The organism is Limimaricola pyoseonensis (assembly GCF_900102015.1).
Lineage (GTDB): Bacteria > Pseudomonadota > Alphaproteobacteria > Rhodobacterales > Rhodobacteraceae > Limimaricola > Limimaricola pyoseonensis.
Map to the genome: position 1 here is coordinate 328630 of NZ_FNAT01000003.1, position 24813 is coordinate 353442.

Genomic DNA, 24813 nt, shown 5'->3' on the forward strand with positions numbered 1-24813 from the left:
GCCTCAGGCGGCGGGCGGGGCGGTGGCGATCATGCTGTCGCGGCTGGCGAAGCGGTCCGCCCAGGCGGCTAGCTGCGGCCGGCCCTCGCGCCAGTTGCGGGCCGCATGGCGCAGGTCGAGATAGGCCAGCGCGCAGGCCACGGCGATCTGGCCCATGTCGATGCGCCCCTCCAGATGGCTGACCCAGCGCGCCTCGATCGCGTCGAGCGCGCGCTCGACCTTGCGCCACTGGCCCTCGACCCATTTCTCCGAGCGCGCGCCCTCGGGCCGGACCCGCGATTCGAGCACCATGGCCAGCGCGGCGTCCATGATGCCGTCGGCGGTGGCCTCGAGCGTCAGCACCTCCCAGATGCGGTTCTCGGGGTAGAGCCGCGCCCCGGCCCGGGCATCGAGGTAGCGGGTGATCACCCGGCTGTCGTAGAGCGCCGGGCCGTCCTCGCGCACCAGCGCCGGGATCTTGCCCAGGGGGTTGGCGTGGATCACGTCGACCGGATCGCCCAGCGGGTCGGTCGCGGCGGCGATCTCGGTGACCTCCTGCGCCTGCCCGGTTTCGTGCAGCACGACGCGCACCTTGCGCGCGAAGGGCGAGGCGGGGGAAGTGAGTAGTTTCATGTGGAGCGCTCCGTCTGGCCCGCGCAGTCAAGCAGCGGCGCGGACGGCGTGCAAGCGCGTCGTGGGCGTCCGCGCGATGGCCGAACGGTCGGGGTCAGCGTGGCCGGAAAACGAGGAAGGGCGGAGATGCTCCGCCCTTCCTTGCCGTCCCGAACACGCATGGCGACCCGCCGGGCCTTGGCCTCAGCCCGCGACCAGCCGGGTGCCAGAGATGCCGGTGATCACCGCCTCGACGATCCGCCCCTCCGTCTGGTCGGTGGCGAAGTCCACCTCGGCGAAATGCTCGGTCCGGCCCATGCGCGGGCTTTCCATCAGCACGCGGTGGGTGCGGCCGACCTGCGCGGCGAGATGCGCCTGCACCGCCGCGTCGCCCTTTTCGCGCAGCCGCGCGGCGCGGGCCTTGATCGCCTTTCCGTTCACCTGCGGCATCTTCGCGGCCGGCGTACCGGGGCGGGGCGAGTAGGGGAAGACGTGCAGCCAGGTCAGGTGGCACTCCTCGACCAGCTTTAGCGAGTTCTCGAACGCCGCTTCGGTCTCGGTCGGAAAGCCGGCGATGATGTCGGCGCCGAAGGTCATGTCGGGCCGCAGGCGGCGTGCCTCTTGCGCGAAGGCGATCGCGTCGTCGCGCAGGTGGCGGCGCTTCATCCGCTTCAGGATCAGGTCGTCGCCATGCTGCAGGCTCAGGTGGAGATGCGGCATCAGCCGTGGCTCGGTGGCGATCGCCTGCATCAGGTTCTCGTCCACCTCGATCGAATCGATCGAGGAGATCCGCAGCCGCTTCAGGTCGGGCACCAGCTTGAGGATGCGCATGACCAGATCGCCCAGGCGCGGCTGCGCCGGCAGGTCGGCGCCCCAGGAGGTCAGGTCGACGCCGGTCAGCACCACCTCCTCGTAGCCGCGATCGACGAGCCGCTTGATCTGCTCGACCACCACGCCGGCGGGCACCGAGCGCGAATTGCCGCGGCCATAGGGGATGATGCAGAAGGTGCAGCGGTGGTCGCAGCCGTTCTGCACCTGCACGTAGGCTCGCGAGCGGCTGCCGAAGCCATCGATCAGGTGGCCGGCGGTTTCGGTGACGGACATGATGTCGTCGACCTGCACCGGCTCGGTCGCGCCGATCAGGTCGGGCGCCATGTTCTTCCAGGTGTCGGGCTGCATCTTCTCGGTATTGCCGATGACGAGATCGACCTCCGCCATGTCCGAGAAGCGCTTGGGGTCGGTCTGCGCGGCGCAGCCGGTGACGATGATCTTCGCACCCGGGTTCTCGCGCCGCAGCCGGCGAATCTCCTGTCCGGCCTTGCGGACGGCCTCGGCCGTCACGGCGCAGGTGTTGACCACCACGGCGTCCTCGACGCCCGCGCGCGTGGCGAGGTCCTTCATCGCCTCGGTCTCGTAGGCGTTGAGGCGGCAGCCCATGGTGGCGAAGATCGGGGCCTTGCGGTCCATCAGCGGTGCTCCGTCAGGTCTGGCGCGCGCCACACGCCGTCGAACACATGCGCGGTGGGGCCGGTCATCCAGACCCCGTCGGCGCGCCAATCCACCATCAGCGTGCCGCCGTCCAGATCGATCGTCACCTTCCTTCCCGTCAGCCCGCGCCGCGCTGCCGCCACCGCGACCGCGCAGGAGGACGAGCCGGAGGCCAGCGTCAGCCCGGCGCCGCGCTCCCAGACCCGCATCCGGATCCGGTCGGGGCCGGTCACCTGCGCCACCTGCACGTTGGTGCGCTCGGGGAAGAGCGGGTGGGACTCGTGCGCCGGGCCGAAGCGGTCGAGGTCGACCGATTCGGCGTCCTCGACGAAGAAGCTGCAATGCGGGTTGCCCATGCCGGTGGCGGTGGGCGCGCCCTCGATCGGAAGCGTCAGCGTGTCCATCTCGCGCGCCAGCGGGATCTCGCGCCAGTCGGTCTGCGGCTGGCCCATGTTGACCGAAACGAGGCCTTCGCCCGCGTCGCGCGCCGCGAGCCGGCCGCGGTCGGTGGTGATCGCCAGCGCCGTCTTGCCGGTGCGGGTCATCTCCCATGCCGCGACGCAGCGCGTGGCGTTGCCGCAGGCCCCTGAGGTGGAGCCGTCGGCGTTCCAGAAGGTGAGGTGGAGATCGGCGTCCGGGGCGGTCGTGATGACCGCGAGCTGGTCGAAGCCGATGCCGCGGTGGCGGTCGGCCATGGCGATGGCGAGCGCCGGCGTCACGGCCGGCAATCCGCGTCGCGCGTCGATCACAACGAAGTCGTTGCCAAGGCCGTGCATCTTCATGAACGGCAGGCCGGGGAGTGTCTTGTCCTGCATGCGGCGCGCTTTACCAAACGTCGCGAAGATTATCCAGCAAAAGGGGAATTTTGCGGTTGACCCCCCCCGGCACTCCCCTTAGAGAGCCCCCCAGTGGGCCGTTAGCTCAGTTGGTAGAGCAACTGACTTTTAATCAGTGGGTCGCAGGTTCGAATCCTGCACGGCTCACCACTGATCACCTTAGATCATAGTTCGTGGACGGGGACGGAGCGCATGCCGACCCCTGCCACGACTCGTTCCGGATGCAGGCTCCGCCGGCGCGGAGACGTCCGGGGGGCTGGCGCCTGCAAGGCGAGTGACCCTTCGCGCGCGCCGCATGGACGCTCAACCCGAAGGATTCGGCCGGGGCAGGCCGCAGGCCCGAAACCCGCAAGGCCGGTCTCCTGTCCCTGAGAGGGGTCGTGCAGCGGCGTTGCCGATGGCGGCCGGGGGCGAGGGGCGAAACGAGAAGGGGGCCGCCAGCCCCGCACCTGCGCGCGAGACGGCCGCCCCCCAATCCGCGATGTCGCCTCGTCTCAGGTGACGACGAAGCCGCGGCCGACCGGATCGGTCTCGTCGATGAGCCACTTGGCATAGCCGGTGACCTTGGCGGTGCCCTTCACGGTCGGAATCACCGCGCGCACGTCGCCGAGCCGGGTCTCGCCGAGCAGCTGGCCCTCGAAGCGGCCGATGCCCAGCAGGCCCTCGGAGCGGATCACGTCGCCGATCTTCATGTCGCCGCGACGCTCGAAATAGGCCATCATCATCGAGGTCCCCGTGCCGCCGGGCGAACGGTCGAGTTTGCCGTCCGAGAAGACGTGGACGTTGCGGTAGAGGCTGTCGGCGTGGTCCGGCTCCTGCCAGAAGGTGGTGAAGTTCAGCCCCTGGATGTGGCTCTCGGTCGGGTGCTGGACGGTCATCTTGGCGTTGATCTGGTCCTTCACCGCGACGCCCATCTCCGACAGCATCTTGCCGTTCTCCGGCCCGATCGGGCGGTTCGGGTAGGGCCATTTCAGCACGGCGAAGAAGTTGCCGCCGAAGCAGATGTCGCACAGCACCTCGCCCACCTCGGGCAGCGTCACCGGCACGTCGGCATGCAGCACGAAGGCCGGCACGTTCTGGAACCGGGTCCAGGCCACCTGGCCGTCCTCGAAGCCGACCTCTGAGGTCACCGGGCCGGCCGGGGTCTCGAAGCGGATCTTGGCGACGTCCTTGGCGTCGGTGTGGACCATGCCGTGCGAGATCATCGCCATCGACAGCGCGATGGTGCCGTGGCCGCACATCTCCATGAAGTCGTCGCCGTCGCACCACAGCATGCCGGCGTCGAAGTCGGGGCTCGAGGGCGGGGTGACGAAGACGCCGACCATGTCGTGGTGCCCGCGCGGCTCGCGCAGGAGGCCCGTGCGCACGTAGTCGTAGTTCTCGCGGATGAAGTCGCGCTTCTCGACGATCCCGAGACCCTGCGGGTAGGGAATGCCGCCCGGAATGATGCAGGTCGGCTCGCCGTCGGTGTGGGTGTAGATCACGTCGATGAAGCGGTTCGGGGTCATCATGTGCGCATCAGCCTTGTCTGTTCACAGCCCCAGTGCGGTCGGCACCGAGAGCACGATGGTTTCGGGGAAGAGGATCACCGCGGCCAGGACCAGCAGCATCACGGCGATGAAGGGCAGGTTGGCGCGGGTGAGCGAGAGCATGTCGACCTTGGCGATGGCCGACGTGATGAAGAGCGCGGCCCCGACCGGCGGGGTCTGCTGGCCGATCCCCCAGCAGAGCACCACGACCATCCCGAAATGCACCGGGTGGATGCCGAGAAGCTCGATCGCGGGGAAGAACAGCGGCACGATGATGAAGATCATCGCGATGCCGTCGAGGAAGGTGCCGGCGACGATCATGATCACGCTCAGCAGCACCAGGAAGAGGACGGGCGAGACCTGCAGCTCGGCCAGCGGCTTGAGGATGCTGTCGGCCAGCTGCTCGTAGGTGAAGGCGAAGCCCATCACATGCGCCGCGGCGGTGACCATCATCACCGCGCCCGAGAGCACGGCCGCCTCGCAGAGCGTCTGGTAGAGCACCCGCGGCTTCAGCGTGCGGTAGTAGAACATGCCGATGGCGGTGCCGTAGATCACCGCGACCGAGGAGGCCTCGGTCGGCGTGAAGATGCCGCCCAGGATGCCGCCGAGGATGATCGCCGGCATCAGCAGCGCCGGCAGGGCGCGGGCGAAGGCCAGCACGGTGCGCCTGGCCGAGAAGGGGGCCTCGACCGGGTAGCCGTTGCGGATCGAGATCAGCCAGGCGGTGACGATCAGCGCGAGGCCCAGCAGCACGCCCGAGATGAGGCCCGCGGCGAAGAGCGCGCCGGTCGAGATCCCGAGATAGGCGCCGAGGATGACCATCGGCACGGAGGGCGGAATGATGATCCCGATGGTCGAGGAGGCGGCGGTGACGGCGCCGGTGAAGGCACGCGAATAGCCGCGCTTGACCATCGGGTCGATGATCATGCCGCCGACGGCGGCGGTGTCGGACATCGAGGTGCCGGACATGCCGGCGAAGAACATCGAGGTCACGACGTTCACCGCCGCGAGGCCGCCGCGCATCTGGCCCACCAGCGTCTTGGCGAACTCGACCAGGTGGCCGGAGATGCCCGAGCGGCTCATGATCTGGCCGGCGAGGATGAACAGCGGCACCGCGAGCAGCGGAAAGCTCTGCACGCCGCGATAGAGCCTCTGCGCGACGATCAGCTGGTCGACATCGGCGAAGTAGAAGATGCCGACGGCGATCGAGATCAGCGCGAAGGCGATCGGCAGGCCGAAGCCGATCAACCCGAGCAGGATGGCGAGAACGAGAAGCAGCGTCATTGGATCAGATCTCCACCGGGTCGGCGGTGCCCGGGTCGGCCTCCTCGCCGGAGGCCAGCCGCATCAGGCCGCGCAGGCCCGAGATCGCGGCGTCGAGCAGGATGAGCGCGCCAGCCACGGGGACGGCCGCGTAGTACCAGGTGGTCGAGATCTCGAGCACGGTCGTCGTCTGGTCGGCGAAGCGCAGCACCTGCCGGCCGCCGTGCCAGGCCATGATCCAGCCGATCAGGCCGATCACCACCTGGTTGGCGACGAAGACAAGGCCGCGCGGCAGCCGCGGCAGCCGCGTGACGAGAAGGTCGACCCTGAGATGGGCGCCCTTCCTCAGCGCCAGATAGGCGCCGAGGAAGGTGATGTAGGTCAGCAGCGCCAGCGACACCTCGAAGCTCCAGCTGAGCGCGGAGCCCAGCGCGTATCGGTACACGACCGCCGCAAAGGCGACGCCGACCGCGGCCACCAGGAAGGCGGCGATGAGGGCTTCGAGGATGCGGTTGATCATCTGTCCTGACCTCCGGGTCGCTTACTCGGCCGGGCGGGCGTCGACGATGAGGTCGATCAGCGCCTGCGCGTCGGCGCTCTCCTCGGCGGCCCATTCCTCCCAGATCTGGGTCGAGGCGCCGGTGAAGGCCGCGACGTCGGCCTCGTTCACCTGCATGCCCTGCTCCTCGAGGAAGGTGACGATCTCCTCGTCGGCCTGGGTGCCGAGCTCGACCGAATAGGCCTCGGCGGCCTCGCCGGCCTGCATCATCGCGTCCTGCTGCTCGGGGTTCAGCGCCTGCCAGTCGTCCTCGCTGATGAGCAGGTAGGTCACCGTGTAGAGGTGGTTGGTGAGCGACAGGTAGTCCTGCACCTCGTAGAACTTCTGGCTCTTGGCCCAGATGACCGGGTTCTCCTGGCCGTCGAAGACGCCGGTCTGCAGCGCCGAGTAGAGCTCGGAGAAGGGCAGCGGCGAGGCGTTCGCGCCGTAGTGGTTGAAGATCTTGATCCGCAGGTTGCTGCCCGGCGTGCGCATCTTCACGCCGTCGAGATCCTCGGGCGTGGTGATGGGGCGGACGTTGTTGGTGATCTGGCGGAAGCCGCCCTCGAGGAAGGCCACGGGCCGCAGGCCCTTCTCGACCAGCATCGCCTCGATCTTCTCGCCGGCCGCGCCGCCGAGCGCGGCGGCGACATGCTCGCGGCCCGAGAAGATGTAGGGCAGCGCGGTGGCGCCCAGCTCCGGCACGACGGTGGTGATCGGCGTCTCGATCGTCGCCATGTCGAGCAGGCCGGTCTGCATCGCCTCGAGCGAGCTTTCCTGGTCGCCCAGCGCGGAGTTGGCGAAGAGGTTCAGCGCGATCGCGTCGCCGGTCAGCTCGGACAGCACCTCGTCGAAGCGCTCGACCGACAGGTAGGCGATCGACTCCTCGTTGCCCGGCATGTTCACGCGGAACTCGTGCTCCTGGGCCGAGGCCGCGGTCGTGAGGACAGTGGTGGCGGCGAGCGTGGCCGCGGCGGAAATCCAGTGCTTGGTCATGTGGTCTCCCCGGTGTCTGTCATTCTTATGACCCGAGACGATAGACAGGGAAACGCAAGGGATATAGAACGTATCGGCCTTGGAATTGAACAGCACGGCCATCGAATGCGGAATTCCGGATGAAGCGCCCCGAGACCAGCCTCGATGCCTTCCACGAGGGGCGGCAGAAGCTGCGGGTCGGAATCCTCGTGCTCGACAACTTCACGCTGAACGCCTTCTCGGGCTTCATCGACGCGTTGCGCCTGGCCGCCGACACCGGCGGCCGCAGCCGCCAGATCGAATGCGGCTGGGTCATCATGGGGCACGGGCCGGTGCGCGCGAGCTGCGGCCTGTCGATCACGCCGGACGCCGAGCCGATGGATCCGGGGCGGTTCGACTACATCGCCGTCGCGGGCGGCAACGACTACCCGCAGAGGGCGCAGCCGGCCTGGCTGACCCGCTATCTCCAGCAGGCGGACGCCGCTGGCGTGCGCCTGGTGGGGCTGTGCACCGGCACCTTCAACATCGCCCGGGCGGGGCTGATGGAGGGGCGGACGGCCTGCGTGCATTGGAACGTCCATGACGAGTTCCGCTCGCAGTTTCCGAACGTGCGCGCGCTGTCGGACCGGATCTTCTTCGATGCCGGCGACCGCATCACCTGCGCGGGATCGACCGGGGCCCCGGACCTCGCGCTGCACCTGATCGGCCGGCATTGCGGGCCGGAGCGGGCGCAGCAGAGCCTGCGCCACATGGTGCTCAGCAACCAGCGCGACGCCTCCTTCCCGCAGGCGCAGTTCGCCGAGGAGACGCGCAGCCTGCGCGACAGCGTCGTGCGCCGCGCGATCCTGATCATGGAGCAGACGCTCGATGCGCCGATCAGCCTCGAGGACCTGGCATCGCGCCTCGGGATCAGCCCCCGGCACCTGTCGCGGCGCTTCACCGAGAGCCTCGGCCAGTCGCCCTCGCGCTACTACCGCTTTCTGCGCGTGCGCTACGGCGCCTGGCGGCTGGTGCATTCCACCGAGCGGGTCTCGGAGGTCGCGACCGAGGCCGGGTTCTCGGATGCCTCGCATTTCCTGCGGGAGTTCAAGCAGGTCTACGGCACGACGCCGGCGCGGTACCGCAAGGCGCTGGACGGCGCGCGGCGCGGGGCGCCCGGCGGCGGACAGGGCGGGGGGGGCTCGGCCCCGGCGGGAGGCCCCGGATCGGGGCGCTGACCGGACGCGCCGCATCGCGCGGGCCGGGCATGTCCGGAGCGCCGGGCGGTGGCCGGGCCGCTCGTTTCGTCCCTGGCCGGGCAGGACCGCGAACCGGACCCGGCCCCCTCATGGCCGGCAATGATCCACGGGAAACATTCCGGGGCTTGGGGGGGTCACCGGCGTCGTCCGGCTCCGGGCCGTTTCGGCGTCCGGCATGGGCCGGGGGCAGGGACGCCGTGCCCGGTCAGGCCGGGCGCGGGATCAGCGCGCCGGGCTGGCCGATGACCTGCATCGCCAGCTCGTGCCCCGCGCGGGCGGCGTCGATCGGGTTCGATCCGGCGATCCGGGCCGCGAGGTACCCGGCATTGAAGGAATCGCCCGCCGCCGTCGTGTCGACGACACGCGGCGCGGCCGGGTAGGTCTGCCGGGCCAGGGGCCCTTCATGCCACAGCCACGGGCCGGCCGCCCCGTCCTTCAGCGCGATCTCGGCCACGCCTGCCGCGGCCAGCCGCTCGAGCAGGGCCTGCGGGGCCTCGTCCGGCCGCAGCCTGGCCTCGTCGTCGCGCGACGGCAGGGCGATGGTCGTGGCCCGCCACATCCTGTCGATCCAGTCGCGGGCGGTCCCGGCATCGGGCCAGAGCTGCGGCCGGTAGTTGCTGTCGAAGACGACGTGGTGCCCGCCGCGGCGCAGGGCGGCGCATTTCGCGACCAGCGCCTCGCGGACCTCCGCAGGGAGGATCGCCAGCGTGATGGCCGACAGGTAGACCATGTCGAAGGCGTCGAGATCGTCGAGGTGCCCGATGCCGTCCGAGAACAGCCTTCGCGCGGCCGAGGCGCTTCTCCAGAACTGGAACCGGCGGTCGCCCTCGGGGTCGAGCTCGATCGCGTAGAGCCCCGGCAGCGCGCCGGCGACGCGATGCATGTGCCGGGTGTCGATCCCCTCGGCCCGGGCGCAGGCGACGATGCGGTCCGAGAAGCTGTCGGTGCCGAGCGCCGTGACATAGGAGACCTGCGCGGCGGAACGGTCGAGCGCCCGGCCGAGATAGACCGCCGTGTTGAAGCTGTCGCCCGCGACGCCGATCGCGGCATGCTCCGCCGTCACGCCCGACAGCTCGATCATGCATTCGCCGATCGACGCGATGCGAAAGGCCGCGCCGCCGGGCCGGTCTGCGGGACGAATGGGCGCGGGCCGGAGGGGCGGCGTCATGCCTTTCCTTCCAGAATCCGGTCGGTGCGGCCGGCGAGGTCGGCGATCCAGTCCTCGGGCAGCGGCTCCTGCGTGACCTGCTCGAGCAGGGCCCGGCACAGCGCCGGCGTGCCGGTGCGGCTGCCCGCGATCTTCAGCAGGCCGTCGGCGGCCGGGTCGTGCACGGGCCGGCCCTTTTCGGCGGCGCGGACGAGCCAGGCCACCCAGGACGCGATCGCGGTGGTGGCCTGCGGGGCGGGCAGGCCGCGCTGGCGCAGCGCGCGGACGATCGGCAGCAGCCGCACCGGCACCTTCTGGCTGCCATCCATGGCGATCTGCGCCAGCTCGTGCTTCATCTCGACCACGTCGAAGCGCGCCAGCAACGCGGCGCGGTAGGCCGGGAGCGTGTCGCGGATCTCCTCGGCCAGCGTCGCGCCCGCCTCGTCGAACAGCCGCTCGACCCCGGCCCGCAGGGCGGGGTCGGCGATGGCGTCTTGCACGTAGCGATGCCCCGCCAGCAGCCCCGCATAGGCGAGGAAGGAATGCGACGCGTTGAGAAGGCGCAGCTTGCGCGCCTCGAACGGGGCGACATCGGCGACGATCTCGGCGCCGACGCGGTCCCATGCGGGGCGGTCCGAGGCGAAGTCGTCCTCGACGATCCATTCCGAGAAGGTCTCGGTCGGGACCGGGGCCGCCTCGGGCCGGCCCGTCGCGGCCGCCACGGAAGCGCGCAGCTCCTCCGTCGTGGCCGGCGTGATCCGGTCGACCATCGTGTCGGGAAAGGTCACGCGGTCCCCGGCCGTCCCGCCGATCTCCAGCCCGGCGGCCTGCGCGAAGCGCGCGACGGCCGCCCGCAGCTTGCGGCCGTTGCCGGAGATGTTGTCGCAGCTGATCACCGTCAGACCGCCCGCGCCGGACCCGGCCCGCCGGGCCAGACCATGCGCCAGCAGGCCGACCGCGCTTTGCGGCCGCTCCGCCTCGAGATCGGCCCGGATCCGCGGGTCGGCGAGGTCGAGAGTGCCGTCGCGCGGGTCGAGGTGGTAGCCCTTCTCGGTCACGGTCAGCGTCACGATCCGGGTCTCGGGGTCGGCGATCCGGCGGAGCACCGCCTCGGGATCCTCGGCCGCGACGAGGATCTCGTCATGCACCGTGACGCGCTCCAGATCGAGGCCGTCGCGGCCGCGGATCGCCAGCGTGTAGGCGAAGCCCTCGGGGGCCAGCGCGTCGCGCAGGTCGGGCCGGCGCATCGAGACGCCGGTGATGCGCCAGGGCGCCGCCGCCTCCGCGCGCCGGTTCGCCAGCTCGGTGTACCAAGCCTGGTGGGCGCGGTGAAAATTGCCGAAGCCGAGATGCAGGATGCGGGGCATGTCAGTGAGTGCCTTTCAGCCGGTAGGTGTCGCGCGCCGCGTCGCAGGCGAGCCAGGCCGCCAGCCGCTCGGCCTCGGCGCGGCCGAACAGCCCGGCCCGGACCTGTTCGGCCAGGTGCAGGCCGACGCAGCGCCGCCACATGTCGTGCCGGGCCGGGATCGAGAGCACCGCGCGGGTGTCATCGTTGAAGCCCGCGAGGTTGCGGTAGCCGGCGGTCTCCACCACCCGGTCGAAATAGCGGCGGATGCCGTTCGGGCTGTCGTGGAACCACCAGGGCGGGCCGAGGCGCAGGCAGGGCCAGTGCCCGGCCATCGGCGCCAGCTCGCGGGCGTAGCTCGCCTCGTCGAGCGTGAACAGCACGACGCGCAGCGCCGGATCGTTGCCGACGCGGTTCAAGAGCGCGTCGAGCCCGCCGACCCAGTCCATCGCCACGGGGATGTCGGCGCCCATGTCGGGGCCGTGGCTGGCGCGCAGCGCGGCGTTGGTCGAGCGGCGGCTGCCGGCATGGATCTGCATGACCATGCCGTCCTCGGCCGACATCTGTGCCATCTCGACCAGCATGTGGCCGTAGAACCGCCGCGCGCCGTCCGCGTCGAGGCCGCCCTGCAGGGCGCGGTCGTAGAGCGCGCCGATCTCCTGCGGGTCGAGCCAGGTCGTGGCGAGCACCGGCACGTCGTGGTCCGTCGCGGTCGCGCCGCGGGCGCGGAAGGCCGCGCGGCGCTGGCGCAGCGCCTCGAGGAAGCCCGAATACCGCCCGATGTCGCAGCCGGTCATCGCGCCGAGCCGGTGCAGGTTGTCGCGGTGGCCCGGCCGCGCCGGGTCGAGCACGTCGTCGGGGCGGAAGGTCGGGATGATGTGGCCGCCCCAGCCCGACGCCGCGATGGCGTCATGCGCCTTTAGCGGGTCGAGCGCGGCATCCGTGGTCGCGAGGGTCTCGATCCCGAGCCGCTCGAACAGGCGGCGCGGCCGGAACCCCGGCTCGGCCAGCCGGGCCGAGATCTCGTCGAACACCGCGTCGGCGCTGTCTTCGGCCAGCGGCGTCTCGACCCCGATGGTCCGGTAGAGCGTGTGCTCGAGCCAGCCGCGGCTCGGCGTGCCGAGGAAGCTGTCCCAGTGCTTCGCGAACAGCCGGAAGATCGCGCGCGGGTCGCGTTCGGCGCGGGGCACGCCGACGCCCAGATCGGACAGGGCAACGCCTTGGCTGTAGAGCATCCGGAACACGTAGTGATCGGGCACGATCAGCAGCTCGGCCGGGTCGGGAAAGGGGGTGTCCTGCGCCCACCAGCTCGGGTCGCAATGGCCGTGGGGCGAGACGATCGGCATCGTCCGGATCGTCTCGTAGAGGGCGCGCGCGTCGTCGGGCAGCGCCTCGGCAGGATCGATGGGCAGCAAGGCGTCGCTCCTCCGGGTCATTCGAAATGGTCGCGATGCGCGGCGATCATGCCCGACAGCAGCGCCAGGACCGACCTGAGATGCGCGCGCAGCACGCTGTCGGCCGCCGCGGCGTCGCCCGCGAGGATCGCCTCGAGGATCGCCCGGTGCTCGCCCAGGAGCCGGTCGCTGTGGTGCCGCTCGGTCAGCGCGAAGACGCGCAGCCGGTCGAGCGCCGCCTTCTCGCGGTTGAGCAGGGTCTCGGCCCGGCCGAAGCCGGTGGCGCGGGCCAGAAGCGCGTGGAACTGGTCGTCGGTGCGCTGGAAGCCGAGATCGTCGCCCTCCTTCGCGTGCCGGGCCTGCTGGGTCAGGACCTCCTCGATCTCCTCGTGGATGGCCCCGGGCAGGCCGGTTTCGCACAGCCGCGCCACGTTGGCGGTCTCGAGCGCCTCGCGGACGAACTGCGCCTCGCGGATGCGCTGCTCGGACAGCTTGGAGACGTAGTTGCCGCGGCTGGGGCGGGTGATGATCAGCCCGTCGTCGCGCAGCTGGGTGAAGGCCTCGCGCACCGGTGTGCGGCTCGCGCCGAATCGCGCGCCGATCTCGGCCTCCGAGATCAGGCATCCCGGCGGCAGCGCGGTGGTCAGGATCGCGGTCTTGATCGCCTCGAAGATCTGCTCGGCCACCGGCCGGTCGAGGTCGAGCGGCGGAAATACGATCTCGGCCTGCGCCGGCGGGGCGGACATGTCGCTCATGGATCGTCTCCTCCTGTGAACTGGCGGCGAGCGCCTCGCATGAATCCGGTATACCGGGATACAGCGCAGTTGACAACCGGTATACCGGTGTGCTGACGTAGCGCCAACGGAGGGACGGCATGACAGGCAAGACAGATTCAGCAGGGATGCGCGCGGTTCTCGTCGGGGCCGGCATGGTTGCCGGAACCCATGCCGCCGCGCTCGCCGCGGCGGCGCCGGCCATCGTGCTGCACGGCGTCTGCGCGCGCCGCCCGGAAAGCGCGCGCGCCTTCGCCGAGACGCTGGTGCGCGAGGGCGGGGCGGCGCCGCGGATCTACGCGACGACCGAGGAGATCGCGGCCGACCCGGAGGTGGACATGGTGATCGTGGCGACGCCGCCCGATGCGCGGGCGGCGCTGGTCGCGCCGCTGGCCGCCGCCGGCAAGCCGATCCTGCTCGAGAAGCCGGTCGGGCGCAGCGGGGCCGAGGCCGCCGAGCTGGTCGAGATCTGCGAGGCGGCCGGGGTCACGCTCGGCATCGTGTTCCAGCACCGGATGCGCGCGGCGTCGCGGCAGGCGGCGCGGCTGGTGGCCTCGGGCCGGCTCGGCGCGCTCGGGCTGGTGCGGATCGAGGTGCCGTGGTGGCGCGACCAGTCCTATTACGACGCGCCTGGGCGCGGCAGCTATGCCCGCGACGGCGGCGGCGTGCTGATCTCGCAGGCGATCCACACCATCGATCTCGCGCTCAGCCTGGCCGGGCCGGTGCGCAGTGTGCAGGCGATGACCGCGACGACCCGGTTCCACGAGATGGAGGCCGAGGATTTCGCCTGCGCGGGGCTGCGCTTCGCGGATGGCGCGGTCGGCAGCCTGACCGCCAGCACCGCGAGCCACCCCGGCGGTGCCGAGGAGATCGCGCTGCATTTCGACCATGCCAGCCTGCGGCTCTGCGCCGGCGTGCTCGAGGTCGAATGGCGCGACGGCACGCGGGAAACCTTTGGCGCCACCGCCGGGACCGGCGGCGGCGCCGACCCGATGGCGTTCACCCATGAGTGGCACCAAGCCATCATCGAGGATTTCGCCGCCGCGATCGCCGAAAAGCGCGATCCGGTGGCGACGGGGCGCGACGCCTTGGCGTCGCACGACCTGATCGACGCCATCACGCGCTCGGCGCGCGAACGGCGGGAGATCGACGTGATCAGCAGGAAGGCAGACAAGGCATGACGCGGAAATTGAGGTTCGCAGCGCTCGGGATCGACCACCGGCACATCTTCGGCATGGCGGCCAACATGCAGGCCGCCGGCGCCGAGTTCGCCGGCTGGTGGACCGAAGGGACGCCCGAGCCGCTCGAGGGGTTCCAGAAGCGGTTCCCGGAGGTGCCGCGGCTGGGTAGCGTCGAGGAGGTGCTGGCGCTCGAGGATGTCGACCTGATCCTGATCTCGGCGATCCCGCGCGACCGCGCGGCGCTGGCGATCGCGGCGATGGAGGCGGGCAAGGACGTCATGGTCGACAAGCCGGGCTGCACCACGCTGGCGCAGCTCGACGAGATCCAAGAGGCGGTCGCCCGGACCGGCCGGATCTGGACGATCGACTTCTCGGAGCGGTTCGAGGTGCCGTCTGTCACCCGCGCCGCGCATCTGGTGCGCGAGGGCGTGATCGGCAAGGTCGTGCAGACCGTGGGCCTCGGGCCGCATCGGCTCAACCGCGCGACCCGGCCCGACTGGTTCTTCGAGCGCGAGGCCTATGGCGGCATCCTGACCGACATCGCCAGCCACCAGATCGACCAGTTCCTCTACTTCACCGGCTCCGAGGATGCCGAGATCGCGATGGCCTCGGTCGGCAACTACGCCAACCCCGCCGATCCGGGCTTGCAGGATTTCGGCGAGCTGGCGCTGCGCAGCGATCGCGGGCACGGCTACATCCGGGTCGACTGGTACACCCCCGACGGGCTGCCGACATGGGGCGATGGCCGGCTGACCATCCTCGGCACGGAAGGCTATATCGAGCTGCGCAAATACGTCGATGTCGGCGGCGCCGAGGGCACCGACCACGTCATCCTCGTCAATGGCGAGATCTGCGAGAAGATCGCCTGCCCGGACGAGGATCTGCCCTATTTCGCGGCGCTGATCCGCGACATCCGCGAGCGCACCGAGACGGCGATGCCGCAGGCCCATGCCTTCACCGTGATGCGCCTCGCGCTCACCGCGCAGGCGATGGCCGAGGAGCGTGGCCAATGATCGGCGTGGCGATCCTCGGCGCGGGCATCGGCGCGCAGCATCTCGAGGGCTACCGCGCCCTGCCGGAGCGTTTCACGGTGCGCGCGCTGTGCGACCTCGACACCGCGCGGGCCCGCAAGGTGGTGGGCGAGGACGGCGACATCGCCGTGCTCTCCGACATCGACGCGGTGCTGGCCGACCCGGCCATCGACCTCGTCGATGTCTGCCTGCCGCCGCATCTGCATTTCCCCATCGCGCGCGCCGCGCTCGAGGCGGGCAAGCACGTGGTCTGCGAAAAGCCGCTGGTGCGGTCGCTCGCCGATGCCGACGCGCTGATCGCGGCGGCCGAGGCGGCCGGGCGGCAGCTCTTCCCGGTGTTCCAGTACCGCTTCGGCCAGGCCACCGCGCAGATCGAGGCGCTTCTGGCCGCGGGCCTGGGCGGGCGGCCCTATGCCGCCAGCCTCGAGACCCATTGGAGCAGGGGCGCCGACTACTACGCGGTGCCGTGGCGCGGCACATGGGCCGGCGAATCCGGGGGCGCGGTGCTGGGCCACGCGATCCACAACCACGACCTGCTCACCCATTTCATGGGGCCGGTGGCCTCGCTCTCGGCGGTGACCGCGACGCGGGTGAACCCGATCGAGACCGAGGATTGCGCGGCGATCTCGTTGGCGCTCGAGAACGGCGCGGTGGCGACCAGCTCGATCACGCTGGGCGCCTCGGGCGACACCACGCGGCTGCGGCTGTGCTTCGAGGGCTTCACCGCCGAGAGCGGCACCGCGCCCTACGCGCCGGTCGAGGACGCCTGGACCTTCACGGCGCGCGCGCCGGTGACGCAGGCGCAGATCGACGCGGTCCTGGCCGATCTGGCGCCCGCGCGCTCCGGCTTCGCGGGCTTCTTCGAGGCGGTGGCCGAGGCGCTGGAGGGGCGGCCCGATCGGGCGGTGACGCTGGCGGACGGGCGCCGCTCGGTCGAGCTGGTCACCGCGGTCTATGCCGCCGCGCGCGAGGGCCGCGCAGTGCGGCTGCCGATCGGCGGCGAACACCCGCTCTATCACGGCTGGCTGCCGGAGTCGGAGGACGCGCGGGCGGCGGGCTGACGCGACAGGGGGGGTGCGGCGGGGCCGGGGGGCCGGCCGCATCCCGAGGAATATCAAAAGGGAGGACGGAAAATGACGAAGAACTATCTCGCGACCACGGCGCTGGCGCTGCTGGCGGGCGGGGCGGGGCTGCAGGCCTCGGCCCAGGAGCTGCGCTTCATGTGCGCCTCGGACGGCAGCGAATGCGACGTGCTCGAGGAGCTGAGCCAGCGCTTCGAGGCCGATCATCCGGGCGTCGACGTGGTGATCGACCTCGTGGCGCACAACACCACGCTCGAAAGCCTGCCGGTGCAGCTGGCCGCCGGCAGCGGCCCCGACATCGCCAAGGTCACCGACCTGGGCGGGCTCAATCCCTATTACCTCGACCTCGCGCCCTATGTGGACCGGGACTACTGGGAGGCCAGCTTCGGCGACACGCTGGGCTGGTACCGCAAGGGCCCCGAGGATGACGGCATCTACGGCATGCATTCGCAGATGACGATCACCGGCGCCTACATCAACCGCACCCTGTTCGATCAGGCGGGCATCGAGGTGCCGGCCGAGGATGCCGGCTGGGAGGAGTGGGTCGCGGCCGCGCGCGCCGTGGCCGAGGCCACCGGCACCCAGTTCCCGATGGCGATCGACCGCTCCGGGCACCGCTTCGCCGGCCCGGCGATCTCGTCCGGCGCCAAGATCTTCGACGCGGACGGCACGCCGATCCTCATCGACGAGGGCTTCGAGGAATTCGCCGGCAAGTTCGTCGAATGGCACGCCGACGGCACCTTCGCCCGCGACGTCTGGGCGGGCTCGGGCGGCTCGAGCTATGCCGATGCCGCCAGCGAGTTCCTGAACGCGCAGCTGGTCTACTACTACTCGGGCAGCTGGCAGGTGCAGCGCTTCGACGAGACCATCGGCGACGCCTTCGACTGGCAGGTGGTCGGCTCGCCCTGCGGCACCGGCGGCTGCACCGGCATGCCCGGCGGCGCCGGCATCGTCGGCTTCAAGCACACCGAGCATCCCGAGCTGGTGGCCGAGCTGATCGACTTCCTGGCGCAGGAGGACAACTACACCGAGCTCACCGCGCGCAGCCTGAACATCCCGGCCCATCTCGCGGTGGCGCAGAAGGGCGTCGCCTATCCCGACGCCTCCGAGCAGGGCGAGGCGGCGCTGCAGGCTTGGGGCGAGCAGGTGACCAAGCTCTCGCCGGTGGCCTACGACTATCAGGGCTACGTCAACAACCGCGCGATGTTCAACATCACGCTGGCGCGGCTGACGCAGGCCATCGTCGGCGAGCTGAGCGTCGAGAACGCGATGGCCCGGGCGCGCGACGACCTGGCCGAACTGCTCGTGGCGACCGGCCAGTAGGCCGGGGCTTCCCGGGGGCGGGCCATCGCGTCCGCCCCCAGCTCCCAAAGCAAGGGTCCCCCGTGTTGACCGTCCTGATTTCCCGCCCATTGCGGCTGATCGACTGGCCGCTTTCGGCCCTGCAGCGCCGGCTCGGCACGACCGGCGTGGCCTGGGCCTTCCTGCTGCCCAACCTGGTGCTGTTCGGCCTCTTCGCCTTCCTGCCGCTGATCCTCAACGTGGTCTACGCGCTGACCGGCGGCGACCAGATCATGCTCGAGGACCGCCGCTTCGTCGGCGCCGACAACTTCGCGCGCCTGTCGAGCTGCGAGAACTACCTCGACCCCAACAGCTGCGAGAAGGACCTGTTCTGGCGGGCGGTGCACAACACGCTGATTTTCGTCACGCTGCAGGTCGGTCTGATGGTCGGCTTCTCGCTCCTGACCGCGATCATCCTGAACCGCGACATCCGCGCCCGCGGCTTCTTTCGCAGCGTGTTCTTCTTCCCGGTGCTGCTCTCGCCCGTGGTGGTGGCGCTGGTCTGGAAATGGATCCTGCAGCGCGACGGCGTGCTGAACGCGGGCCTCGACGCGCTGGGCTTCGAGACCTTCAACTGGCTGCTGCACGCCAACTGGGCCTTCGGCTGGTCGATCTTCCTGTCGGTCTGGGCGCATATGGGCTTCTACACGCTGATCCTGCTGGCCGGCCTGCAGGCGATCCCGCAGGACGTCTACGAGGCGGCGCGCATGGATGCGGCGAGCCCCTGGCGGATGTTCCGCCGGATCACGCTGCCGCTTCTGATGCCGACCATGCTGGTGGTGCTGGTGCTGGCGCTGATCAAGGGCGTGCAGACCTTCGACGAGGTCTATGCCTTCACCGGCGGCGGGCCCGGCTCGGCCACGACGCTGATGATCCAGTACATCTACGAGACCGGCTTCGGCGGCATGCCGCGGCTCTTCGGGCTGGCCTCCGCGGCTTCGATCCTCGTCGCGGTGGTGCTGGTGGCGCTGACGGCGCTGCAACTCTGGGCCAACAGGAGAAACGTCAATGGGTAAGGTGCTTGGCTTTCTGACGCGGACCCGCGGCCGGGGCGGCCGGCTGCACTGGACCGACTGGGCGAGCTACGCCTATCTCGGGCTCGGCGTGGCGCTGATGTTCGGACCGGTGGTCTGGCTGCTGCTGTCCTCCTTCAAGACCGAGGCCGAGCTGGCCCGCTTCCCGCCGCGGCTGCTGCCGCATGCGCAGGAGATGATGACCCTGCCGGGCCATGACGATCCGCTGCCGATGTTCGTCGTCACCGACGGCCCGCTCGCGGGCGAGCAGGTGGCGCAGGTGCGGCGCATCGGGCTGGCCTCGCAGGTGGTGCGCCCCGAGGCGCCCGACGAGATCATCAAGATCGACATCTCGCAGCGCGAGCCGGTCGAGGAGATCCGCTTCGCCTGGGAGAACTACACCGGCCTGTTCGGCGAGTTCGACTTCATGCGCTACCTGTGGAACAGCACCTTCATCACCCTGACCGCGACCGCGATCATGCTCCTGGTGAACGCGATGGCCGCCTTCGCGCTGTCGAAGTACCGGTTTCGCGGCCGCGGCGTGGTGCTGGCGCTGGTGATCGGCGTGCTGATGATCCCGCAGACGGTGGTGCTGGTGCCGCTGTTCCTGATCGTCAGCAAGCTCGGCATGTACAACTCGCTGTGGGGGGTGATCATCCCCGGCGCGGCGACGCCGACCGGCGTGTTCCTCTTGCGCCAGTACATGCTCACCATCCCCGACGAGATCCTCGACGCGGCGCGGATGGACAAGGCCAGCGAGTGGAAGATCTTCTGGCGCATCGTGCTGCCGTTGTCGGCCCCGGCTCTGGCGGTGCTGGCGATCCTCGCCATCATGTGGCGCTGGAACGACTTCCTGTGGCCGCTGATCGTGCTGTCGGAAAACCGCAACTTCACGCTGCAGCTCGCGCTCAACACCTTCCAGGGCCAGCTCAGCACCGACTGGAGCAGCCTGCTCGCGATGACGGTGGTGACGCTGCTGCCGATCGCCTGCGTCTTCATGTTCCTGCAGAAATACATCGCCACCGGCATCGCCTCGACGGGCGGCAAGTGACCGGCGCGCGCCGCGAAAGGAGGGCCGACATGGCCAACGTAACGCTGAAGAACGTCCGCAAGAGCTACGGCGCGGTCGAAGTGATCAAGGGCGTGGACCTCGATATCCGCCACGGCGAGTTCTGCGTCTTCGTCGGCCCCTCGGGCTGCGGCAAGTCCACGCTGCTGCGGATGATCTCGGGGCTCGAGGAGATCTCGGGCGGCGACATCGCGATCGGCGGCCAGGTGGTCAACGACGTCGCCGCCGCGGATCGCGGGCTGGCGATGGTGTTCCAGTCCTACGCGCTCTACCCGCACATGTCGGTGCGCCAGAACCTCACCTTCGGGCTGGAGAACATCTCCACCCCGAAGGCCGAAATCGCGCGCAAGGTCGAGGAGGTCTCGCGGATGCTGCAGATCGACGCGCTGCTCGACCGCCGGCCCAAGGACCTGTCCGGCGGCCAGCGCCAGCGCGTCGCGATCGGCCGCGCGGTGGTGCGCGAGCCGCGGGTGTTCCTGTTCGACGAGCCGCTGTCCAACCTCGACGCCGAGCTTCGGGTCGACATGCGCGGCGAGATCGCGGCGCTGCATCGCCGCCTCGGCAACACCATGATCTACGTCACCCACGACCAGGTCGAGGCGATGACCATGGCCGACAAGATCGCCGTGCTGCGGGCCGGCCGGATCGAGCAGTTCGGCCGGCCGCTCGACCTCTACAACCGGCCCGCCAACATCTTCGTGGCCGGGTTCATCGGCTCGCCGAAGATGAACTTCATCGCCGGCGAGATCGATGCACAGGACCCCGGCCTGCTGCGGCTCGGCTCGGGCGAGACGGTGCAGCTGCCGCGCAGCGGCTTCGGGCAGCGCCGCGGCATGAAGGTCACGATCGGCGTCCGGCCGACGCATCTGCGCCCCGAGGCCGGCGGCGCGATCTCGATCGACGTCGACAGCGTCGAGCAGCTGGGCGGCGAGTCCTACATCTACGGCCGCACCTCGGGCGGCGCGCCGATCACCGTGCACAGCCCCGGCCAGACCGAGGTGCGCCCCGGCAGCGGCATCGCGCTCAACATCCCCACCGCGGCGCTGCACCTGTTCGACACCGAGACAGGGGTGAGCCTGCGCCTCGAGGAAGAGGCCGAAGCCGAGCTGGAGAGCGCCTGACATGAAGCAGACATGGCGCTGGTTCGGCCCGGCCGACGGCATCACCATCCCCGAAATCGTCCAGACCGGGGCCGAGGGCGTGGTCTCGGCGCTGCACCACGTCCCGCCCGGGCAGGTCTGGTCACAGGAGGAGATCCGGAAGCGGCAGCACGAGATCGCCGGCAGCCCGGAGGCGCCGAGCGGGCTGAGCTGGGACGTGGTCGAGAGCCTGCCGGTCTCGGAGGTGCTCAAGACCCGCGAGGGGCCGGTGGCCGCGCATCTCGACGCCTACCGCGAGAGCCTGGCCAACATCGCCGCCTGCGGCATCCGCACCGTCTGCTACAACTTCATGCCGGTGCTCGACTGGACCCGGACCGAGCTGGCCGCCCCGATGCCGGGCGGCGCGCGGGCGATGCGCTTCGATCTCGTCGATTTCTGCGTCTTCGACCGCCACATCCTGGGGCGCGCGGCCGCGGATGACGACTTTCCCGAGGAGCTGCGCGCCGCGGCGCAGGCGCGCTTCGCCGACATGTCCGACGACGATCGCCGCCGGCTGGCCGACAATGTCGTGGCCGGGCTGCCCGGGGCGAACGACAGCTGGACGCTGGGCGACGTGCGCGCCCATCTCGACCGCTACGCGGCGATCGACGGCGACCGGCTGCGCCGGCATCTCGTGGCGTTCCTCTCCGAGGTTGTGCCGACCGCAGAGCGGCTGGGGATCAGGCTGTGCTGCCACCCCGACGACCCGCCCTTCCCGCTGCTCGGCCTGCCGCGCGTGGTCTCCAGCGAGGCCGACTACGCGCATCTGATGGAGGCGGTCGACAGTCCGGCCAGCGGCATCACCTTCTGCACCGGCTCGCTCGGCGTGGCCGAGGGGTTCGACCCGGCGGGCTTCATCCGTCGCCTCGGCTCGCGCATCCACTTCGTGCACCTGCGCAACACGCGCCGGACCGGCCCGGTGCGGGACGGGCGGTCGAGCTTCTACGAGGCCGCGCATCTCGAGGGCGACACCGACATGGCCGCGACGGTGCGGGCCCTGGTCGAGGAGGAGGCGCGGCGCCGCGCGGCGGGCCGGGCGGATCACCGCATCCCGATGCGGCCCGATCACGGCCAGTCGATCCTGTCCGATCACGACCGGTCGCTGATGCCCGGCTATCCGCTGATCGGCCGGATGCGCGGGCTGGCCGAGCTGCGCGGCCTGATGGCCGCCTTCGAGAGCCTGTAGATCAGGTCCGGCCCCGCGCCGGACGCGCCGGGGCAGGGGGCGCTCGAGGGGAGGGGGCATCGGTCCCCGATTGTTTAGAACGGTGGGGGTCGACCCGGTGCCTTGGTCCGCGTGACCACGACGCAGGTTGGTATTCCGCGTCGCGGGCATCGGCAGGTGCCGTCGGCCGGTCAACGGTGGCGCTGGCGATGAGACGCCGCCCGGGCGGGGACAGGGACGGCGGGAAGACCCGGACCGCGTGGCCGATCGCCCTTCAGGCGATGCAGCGCAGCGTCACTTTCGTGCCGTCGGGCCCGCTCTCGGTCTCGGGCCGGGCGCCGAGCTGTTCGGCGAAGGCGGCCACGAGGCGGTTGCCGATGCCGCTGTCGCTGCGCTTCTGCGCGCCGAGGCCCTGCCCGTCATCGGCCACCACGAGACGCAGCCGGTCGCCGTCGCGCGACAGGCTGACCGTCACCTTGCCGCGGGTCTCCGGGGGGAAGGCGTATTTCAGGCTGTTGGTGACCAGCTCGTTGACCACCAGCCCCAGCGGCACCGCGATCCGCGTCGACAGCCGCATCGGCTCGATCTCGCCGCGCAGGGTCACGCTCTCGCGCCCGACGGAATCGCGCAGGCCGTCGAGGATCGCCTGCAGGTAGTCGCGCGAGCAGACCGAGTCGATCGAGCCCGAGCCGTTGATCCGCTTGTAGAGATCGGCCACCGCCTGCACCCGGCGCTGGATCCGGCGCAGCGCCTCGCGCCCCTCGCCGTCGCTGCGGGCGCGCGATTCCATGGCGATGATCGCCGAGATCGTGCCGAGGCTGTTCATCACCCGGTGGTTCAGCTCGTCGAGCAGCTGCTGCGCCTCGCGCAGCGCCGTCTCGCGCGCCAGCTCGGCGCGGCGGGTCTCGGTGATGTCGCGGAACTTGATCGCGAAGCGCCCCATCGGCTCGAGCGGGGCGGTGTAGACGTCGAAATGGCGCCCCATCGCCTCGGAGCCCTGCTGGAACCGCAATTCCTCGCGCCCCAGCCCTGCACGGGCATAGGTCTCGATCCAGAACCGCTCGAGATCGGGCACCATCTCGAGCGCGGTGCGCCCCTTCGCGCCGTGCAGCCCGGTCATGTCCTCGAAATGCCGGTTGGTCTCGATGAACCGGTAATCAATGGGCCGCCCCTCGGCATCGGTGAGCATCTCGCAGATGCAGAACCCGTCATCCAGAAAATTGACGATCGCGTCGACTTCGTTGGAAGTCAGGCGCAGCGGCATGCTCGTCACGTCTTGGTCCCTTCGTCCCGGCCGGTTCCCTCCCCCGGCCGTCCTGTGGATAACATGCTAGGCCAGACGGGATGCGATGCGAAGCGAAGTTTTCGCGCGGAAGGACCGGACCGGCCGGTCAATGCCGGCGCAGCGTGTCCCCGCGCGCGATCAGCGGCGTCAGCTCGACCCGCTCGCCGCCGCCCTCGGCGGGGTTGGCGCAGCGCGCGGCGATGATTCGCGCCGCCTCGCGGCCGATCTCGCGGCGGCAGGCATCCATGGTGGCGAGCTGGCAGGGCAGGCCATCGAGCAGCTCGACCCCGTTGAAGCCCGCGAGCCCGACCTGGGCGGGAATGTCGGTGCCGCGCTCGAGCAGGTAGAGCAGCCCGCCCGCGCCGATCATGTCGTTCGAGTAGTAGAGGAAGTCGAGATCGGGGCTGCGTGACAGGATCGAATGGGTCATCTCGCGGCCCTTCTTCAGCGCCGAGCCGCCCGAGTAGAACTCCTGGTCCATGATCTCGACCCCGGCGCGGGCGAGGTGCCGGGTGAAGCCCTCGAAGCGTTTGCGGGCGCGGTGGTCGGCCGGCATCTTGGTGCCGAGGAAGCCGATCTTGCGGTAGCCCTCCTGCAGGATCGCCTCGGCCATCTCGCGCCCCGCGCGGCGGTGGCTGATGCCGACGCAGGCGTCGATCGGCGCGCCGTCGGTGTCCATGATCTCGACCACCGGGATCTCGGCCCGGGTCAGCATGGCCCGGCTCGCCTCGGTGTGCTCGAGCCCGGCGATGATGACGCCCGAGGGCCGCCAGGACAGCATCTCGAACAGAACCTTTTCCTCGGTGTCGGGCAGGTAGTCGGTGACGCCCACCACCGGTTGCAGACCGGTGCCGGCCAGCGTCTCGGAGATGCCCGAGAGCACCTCGGGGAAGACCATGTTGCCCAGCGAGGGGATGATGACGGCGACGAGGTTCACCCGGCTCGAGGCCAGCGAGCCCGCGATGCGGTTGGGCACGTAGCCCAGCTTCTTGGCGGCGGCGCGGACCTTCTCGCGGGTCGCCTCGCTGACGTCGCCCTTGTTGCGCAGCACGCGGCTCACGGTCATCTCGCTGACGCCCGAGGCCTCGGAGACATCGCGCAAGGTCAGGGGGCGGCGGGGCGGGATGGTCATGAATGCTGTCCGGTCGGTTCGGGGGCGGTGGCGGCTATACAGCCACAGGCCCGCAGGGCCAAGCGGCGTTGACGGCCCGGCCGAGACCGGGCATGACGGGCAGGCATGGCCCCGTGGCTCAACTGGATAGAGCAATCCCCTCCTAAGGGATAGGTTGCAGGTTCGAGTCCTGCCGGGGTCGCCATGCTTCCTGCCCCTTTTCGTGCCTTGGTGCGAATTCGCACCGATCGCCGCGGCTGTCTGGCCTTCGTCGCATCC

Annotated in this window: 22 protein-coding genes and 2 tRNA genes; 11 read left to right on the plus strand and 13 right to left on the minus strand. The window is 70.4% G+C overall.

From position 1 onward, the window contains the following. Positions 1-3: 3 nt before the first annotated feature. From BLT43_RS09150 to dapF, 3 genes are all read right to left on the minus strand, one after another. Positions 4-612 carry a glutathione S-transferase gene (locus BLT43_RS09150; protein ID WP_090112133.1) on the minus strand — a complete coding sequence of 203 codons (609 nt, stop codon included), beginning with the start codon at positions 610-612 and terminating at the stop codon, positions 4-6. Between the two features lie 183 nt (positions 613-795). Beyond that, positions 796-2058, minus strand: a complete 1263-nt coding sequence (gene mtaB, locus BLT43_RS09155; protein WP_090112134.1) for a tRNA (N(6)-L-threonylcarbamoyladenosine(37)-C(2))-methylthiotransferase MtaB — start codon at positions 2056-2058, stop codon at positions 796-798. Next, complete coding sequence (gene dapF / locus BLT43_RS09160; protein ID WP_242652255.1) at positions 2058-2894, minus strand: diaminopimelate epimerase; 837 nt, start codon at positions 2892-2894, stop codon at positions 2058-2060. The genes mtaB and dapF overlap by 1 nt, the downstream gene beginning before the upstream one ends. A 95-nt stretch (positions 2895-2989) precedes the next feature. Here dapF and BLT43_RS09165 point away from each other — a divergent pair. Beyond that, a tRNA-Lys gene (locus tag BLT43_RS09165) sits at positions 2990-3065 on the plus strand. Between the two features lie 344 nt (positions 3066-3409). On the opposite strand, the gene BLT43_RS09170 is transcribed toward BLT43_RS09165, so the two are convergent. From BLT43_RS09170 to BLT43_RS09185, 4 genes are read right to left on the minus strand one after another with little or no spacing between them, the layout of a single operon-like run. After that, a complete protein-coding gene (locus tag BLT43_RS09170; protein ID WP_090112135.1) occupies positions 3410-4426 on the minus strand; it encodes a proline racemase family protein in 1017 nt (338 codons plus the stop codon). Between the two features lie 21 nt (positions 4427-4447). After that, positions 4448-5728 carry a TRAP transporter large permease gene (locus BLT43_RS09175; RefSeq protein WP_090112136.1) on the minus strand — a complete coding sequence of 427 codons (1281 nt, stop codon included), beginning with the start codon at positions 5726-5728 and terminating at the stop codon, positions 4448-4450. 4 nt (positions 5729-5732) lie between these two features. Further along, the gene (locus tag BLT43_RS09180; protein ID WP_090112137.1) at positions 5733-6227 is read right to left on the minus strand and encodes a TRAP transporter small permease; all 495 of its coding nucleotides are present in this window, start codon (positions 6225-6227) and stop codon (positions 5733-5735) included. A gap of 21 nt (positions 6228-6248) precedes the next feature. Next, a complete protein-coding gene (locus BLT43_RS09185; RefSeq protein WP_165612576.1) occupies positions 6249-7241 on the minus strand; it encodes a TRAP transporter substrate-binding protein in 993 nt (330 codons plus the stop codon). A 119-nt stretch (positions 7242-7360) separates the two neighbouring features. Here BLT43_RS09185 and BLT43_RS09190 point away from each other — a divergent pair, with 119 nt between their 5' ends. Next, positions 7361-8437 carry a GlxA family transcriptional regulator gene (locus tag BLT43_RS09190; protein ID WP_207497471.1) on the plus strand — a complete coding sequence of 359 codons (1077 nt, stop codon included), beginning with the start codon at positions 7361-7363 and terminating at the stop codon, positions 8435-8437. Positions 8438-8663: 226 nt separating this feature from the next. On the opposite strand, the gene BLT43_RS09195 is transcribed toward BLT43_RS09190, so the two are convergent. Genes BLT43_RS09195 through BLT43_RS09210 form a run of 4 tightly spaced genes read right to left on the minus strand, consistent with a single transcriptional unit; the run spans position 8664 to position 13099 of the window. Then, complete coding sequence (locus BLT43_RS09195) at positions 8664-9626, minus strand: sugar kinase (RefSeq protein ID WP_090112139.1); 963 nt, start codon at positions 9624-9626, stop codon at positions 8664-8666. Then, a complete protein-coding gene (locus BLT43_RS09200) occupies positions 9623-10972 on the minus strand; it encodes a mannitol dehydrogenase family protein (protein WP_090112141.1) in 1350 nt (449 codons plus the stop codon). Before BLT43_RS09200 ends, BLT43_RS09195 begins: the two co-directional genes overlap by 4 nt. A 1-nt stretch (position 10973) precedes the next feature. Next, entirely contained in the window at positions 10974-12386 is a 1413-nt protein-coding gene (uxaC, locus tag BLT43_RS09205; protein ID WP_090112143.1) for a glucuronate isomerase, read from the minus strand. After that, complete coding sequence (locus BLT43_RS09210; protein ID WP_207497476.1) at positions 12383-13099, minus strand: GntR family transcriptional regulator; 717 nt, start codon at positions 13097-13099, stop codon at positions 12383-12385. The genes uxaC and BLT43_RS09210 overlap by 4 nt, the downstream gene beginning before the upstream one ends. A 119-nt stretch (positions 13100-13218) precedes the next feature. Here BLT43_RS09210 and BLT43_RS09215 point away from each other — a divergent pair, with 119 nt between their 5' ends. The 8 genes from BLT43_RS09215 to uxuA all read left to right on the plus strand — a co-directional run bounded on the left by BLT43_RS09215 (position 13219) and on the right by uxuA (position 22159). Further along, a complete protein-coding gene (locus BLT43_RS09215) occupies positions 13219-14298 on the plus strand; it encodes a Gfo/Idh/MocA family protein (RefSeq protein WP_242652257.1) in 1080 nt (359 codons plus the stop codon). Then, a complete protein-coding gene (locus BLT43_RS09220; RefSeq protein ID WP_090112147.1) occupies positions 14295-15311 on the plus strand; it encodes a Gfo/Idh/MocA family protein in 1017 nt (338 codons plus the stop codon). The genes BLT43_RS09215 and BLT43_RS09220 overlap by 4 nt, the downstream gene beginning before the upstream one ends. Continuing rightward, entirely contained in the window at positions 15308-16390 is a 1083-nt protein-coding gene (locus BLT43_RS09225; protein ID WP_090112149.1) for a Gfo/Idh/MocA family protein, read from the plus strand. The genes BLT43_RS09220 and BLT43_RS09225 overlap by 4 nt, the downstream gene beginning before the upstream one ends. A gap of 72 nt (positions 16391-16462) precedes the next feature. Next, a complete protein-coding gene (locus BLT43_RS09230; protein ID WP_090112151.1) occupies positions 16463-17734 on the plus strand; it encodes an ABC transporter substrate-binding protein in 1272 nt (423 codons plus the stop codon). A gap of 65 nt (positions 17735-17799) precedes the next feature. Next, complete coding sequence (locus tag BLT43_RS09235; protein ID WP_090112154.1) at positions 17800-18768, plus strand: carbohydrate ABC transporter permease; 969 nt, start codon at positions 17800-17802, stop codon at positions 18766-18768. Next, entirely contained in the window at positions 18761-19816 is a 1056-nt protein-coding gene (locus BLT43_RS09240; protein WP_090112156.1) for a carbohydrate ABC transporter permease, read from the plus strand. Before BLT43_RS09235 ends, BLT43_RS09240 begins: the two co-directional genes overlap by 8 nt. A 29-nt stretch (positions 19817-19845) precedes the next feature. Then, positions 19846-20955, plus strand: coding sequence for an ABC transporter ATP-binding protein (locus BLT43_RS09245; RefSeq protein WP_090112158.1), 1110 nt, complete (start codon positions 19846-19848; stop codon positions 20953-20955). Position 20956: 1 nt separating this feature from the next. Further along, a complete protein-coding gene (uxuA, locus tag BLT43_RS09250) occupies positions 20957-22159 on the plus strand; it encodes a mannonate dehydratase (RefSeq protein WP_090112160.1) in 1203 nt (400 codons plus the stop codon). A 253-nt stretch (positions 22160-22412) separates the two neighbouring features. On the opposite strand, the gene BLT43_RS09255 is transcribed toward uxuA, so the two are convergent. Both BLT43_RS09255 and BLT43_RS09260 read right to left on the minus strand, forming a co-directional pair. Further along, positions 22413-23402 (minus strand): sensor histidine kinase, encoded by a 990-nt coding sequence (locus tag BLT43_RS09255; RefSeq protein ID WP_090112162.1) that lies wholly within the window; start codon positions 23400-23402, stop codon positions 22413-22415. A gap of 127 nt (positions 23403-23529) precedes the next feature. Next, the gene (locus BLT43_RS09260) at positions 23530-24555 is read right to left on the minus strand and encodes a LacI family DNA-binding transcriptional regulator (RefSeq protein WP_090112164.1); all 1026 of its coding nucleotides are present in this window, start codon (positions 24553-24555) and stop codon (positions 23530-23532) included. A gap of 107 nt (positions 24556-24662) precedes the next feature. On the opposite strand from BLT43_RS09260, the gene BLT43_RS09265 reads away from it, so the two are divergent. Then, positions 24663-24739: transfer RNA gene (locus BLT43_RS09265), tRNA-Arg, on the plus strand. Positions 24740-24813 lie beyond the last annotated feature (74 nt).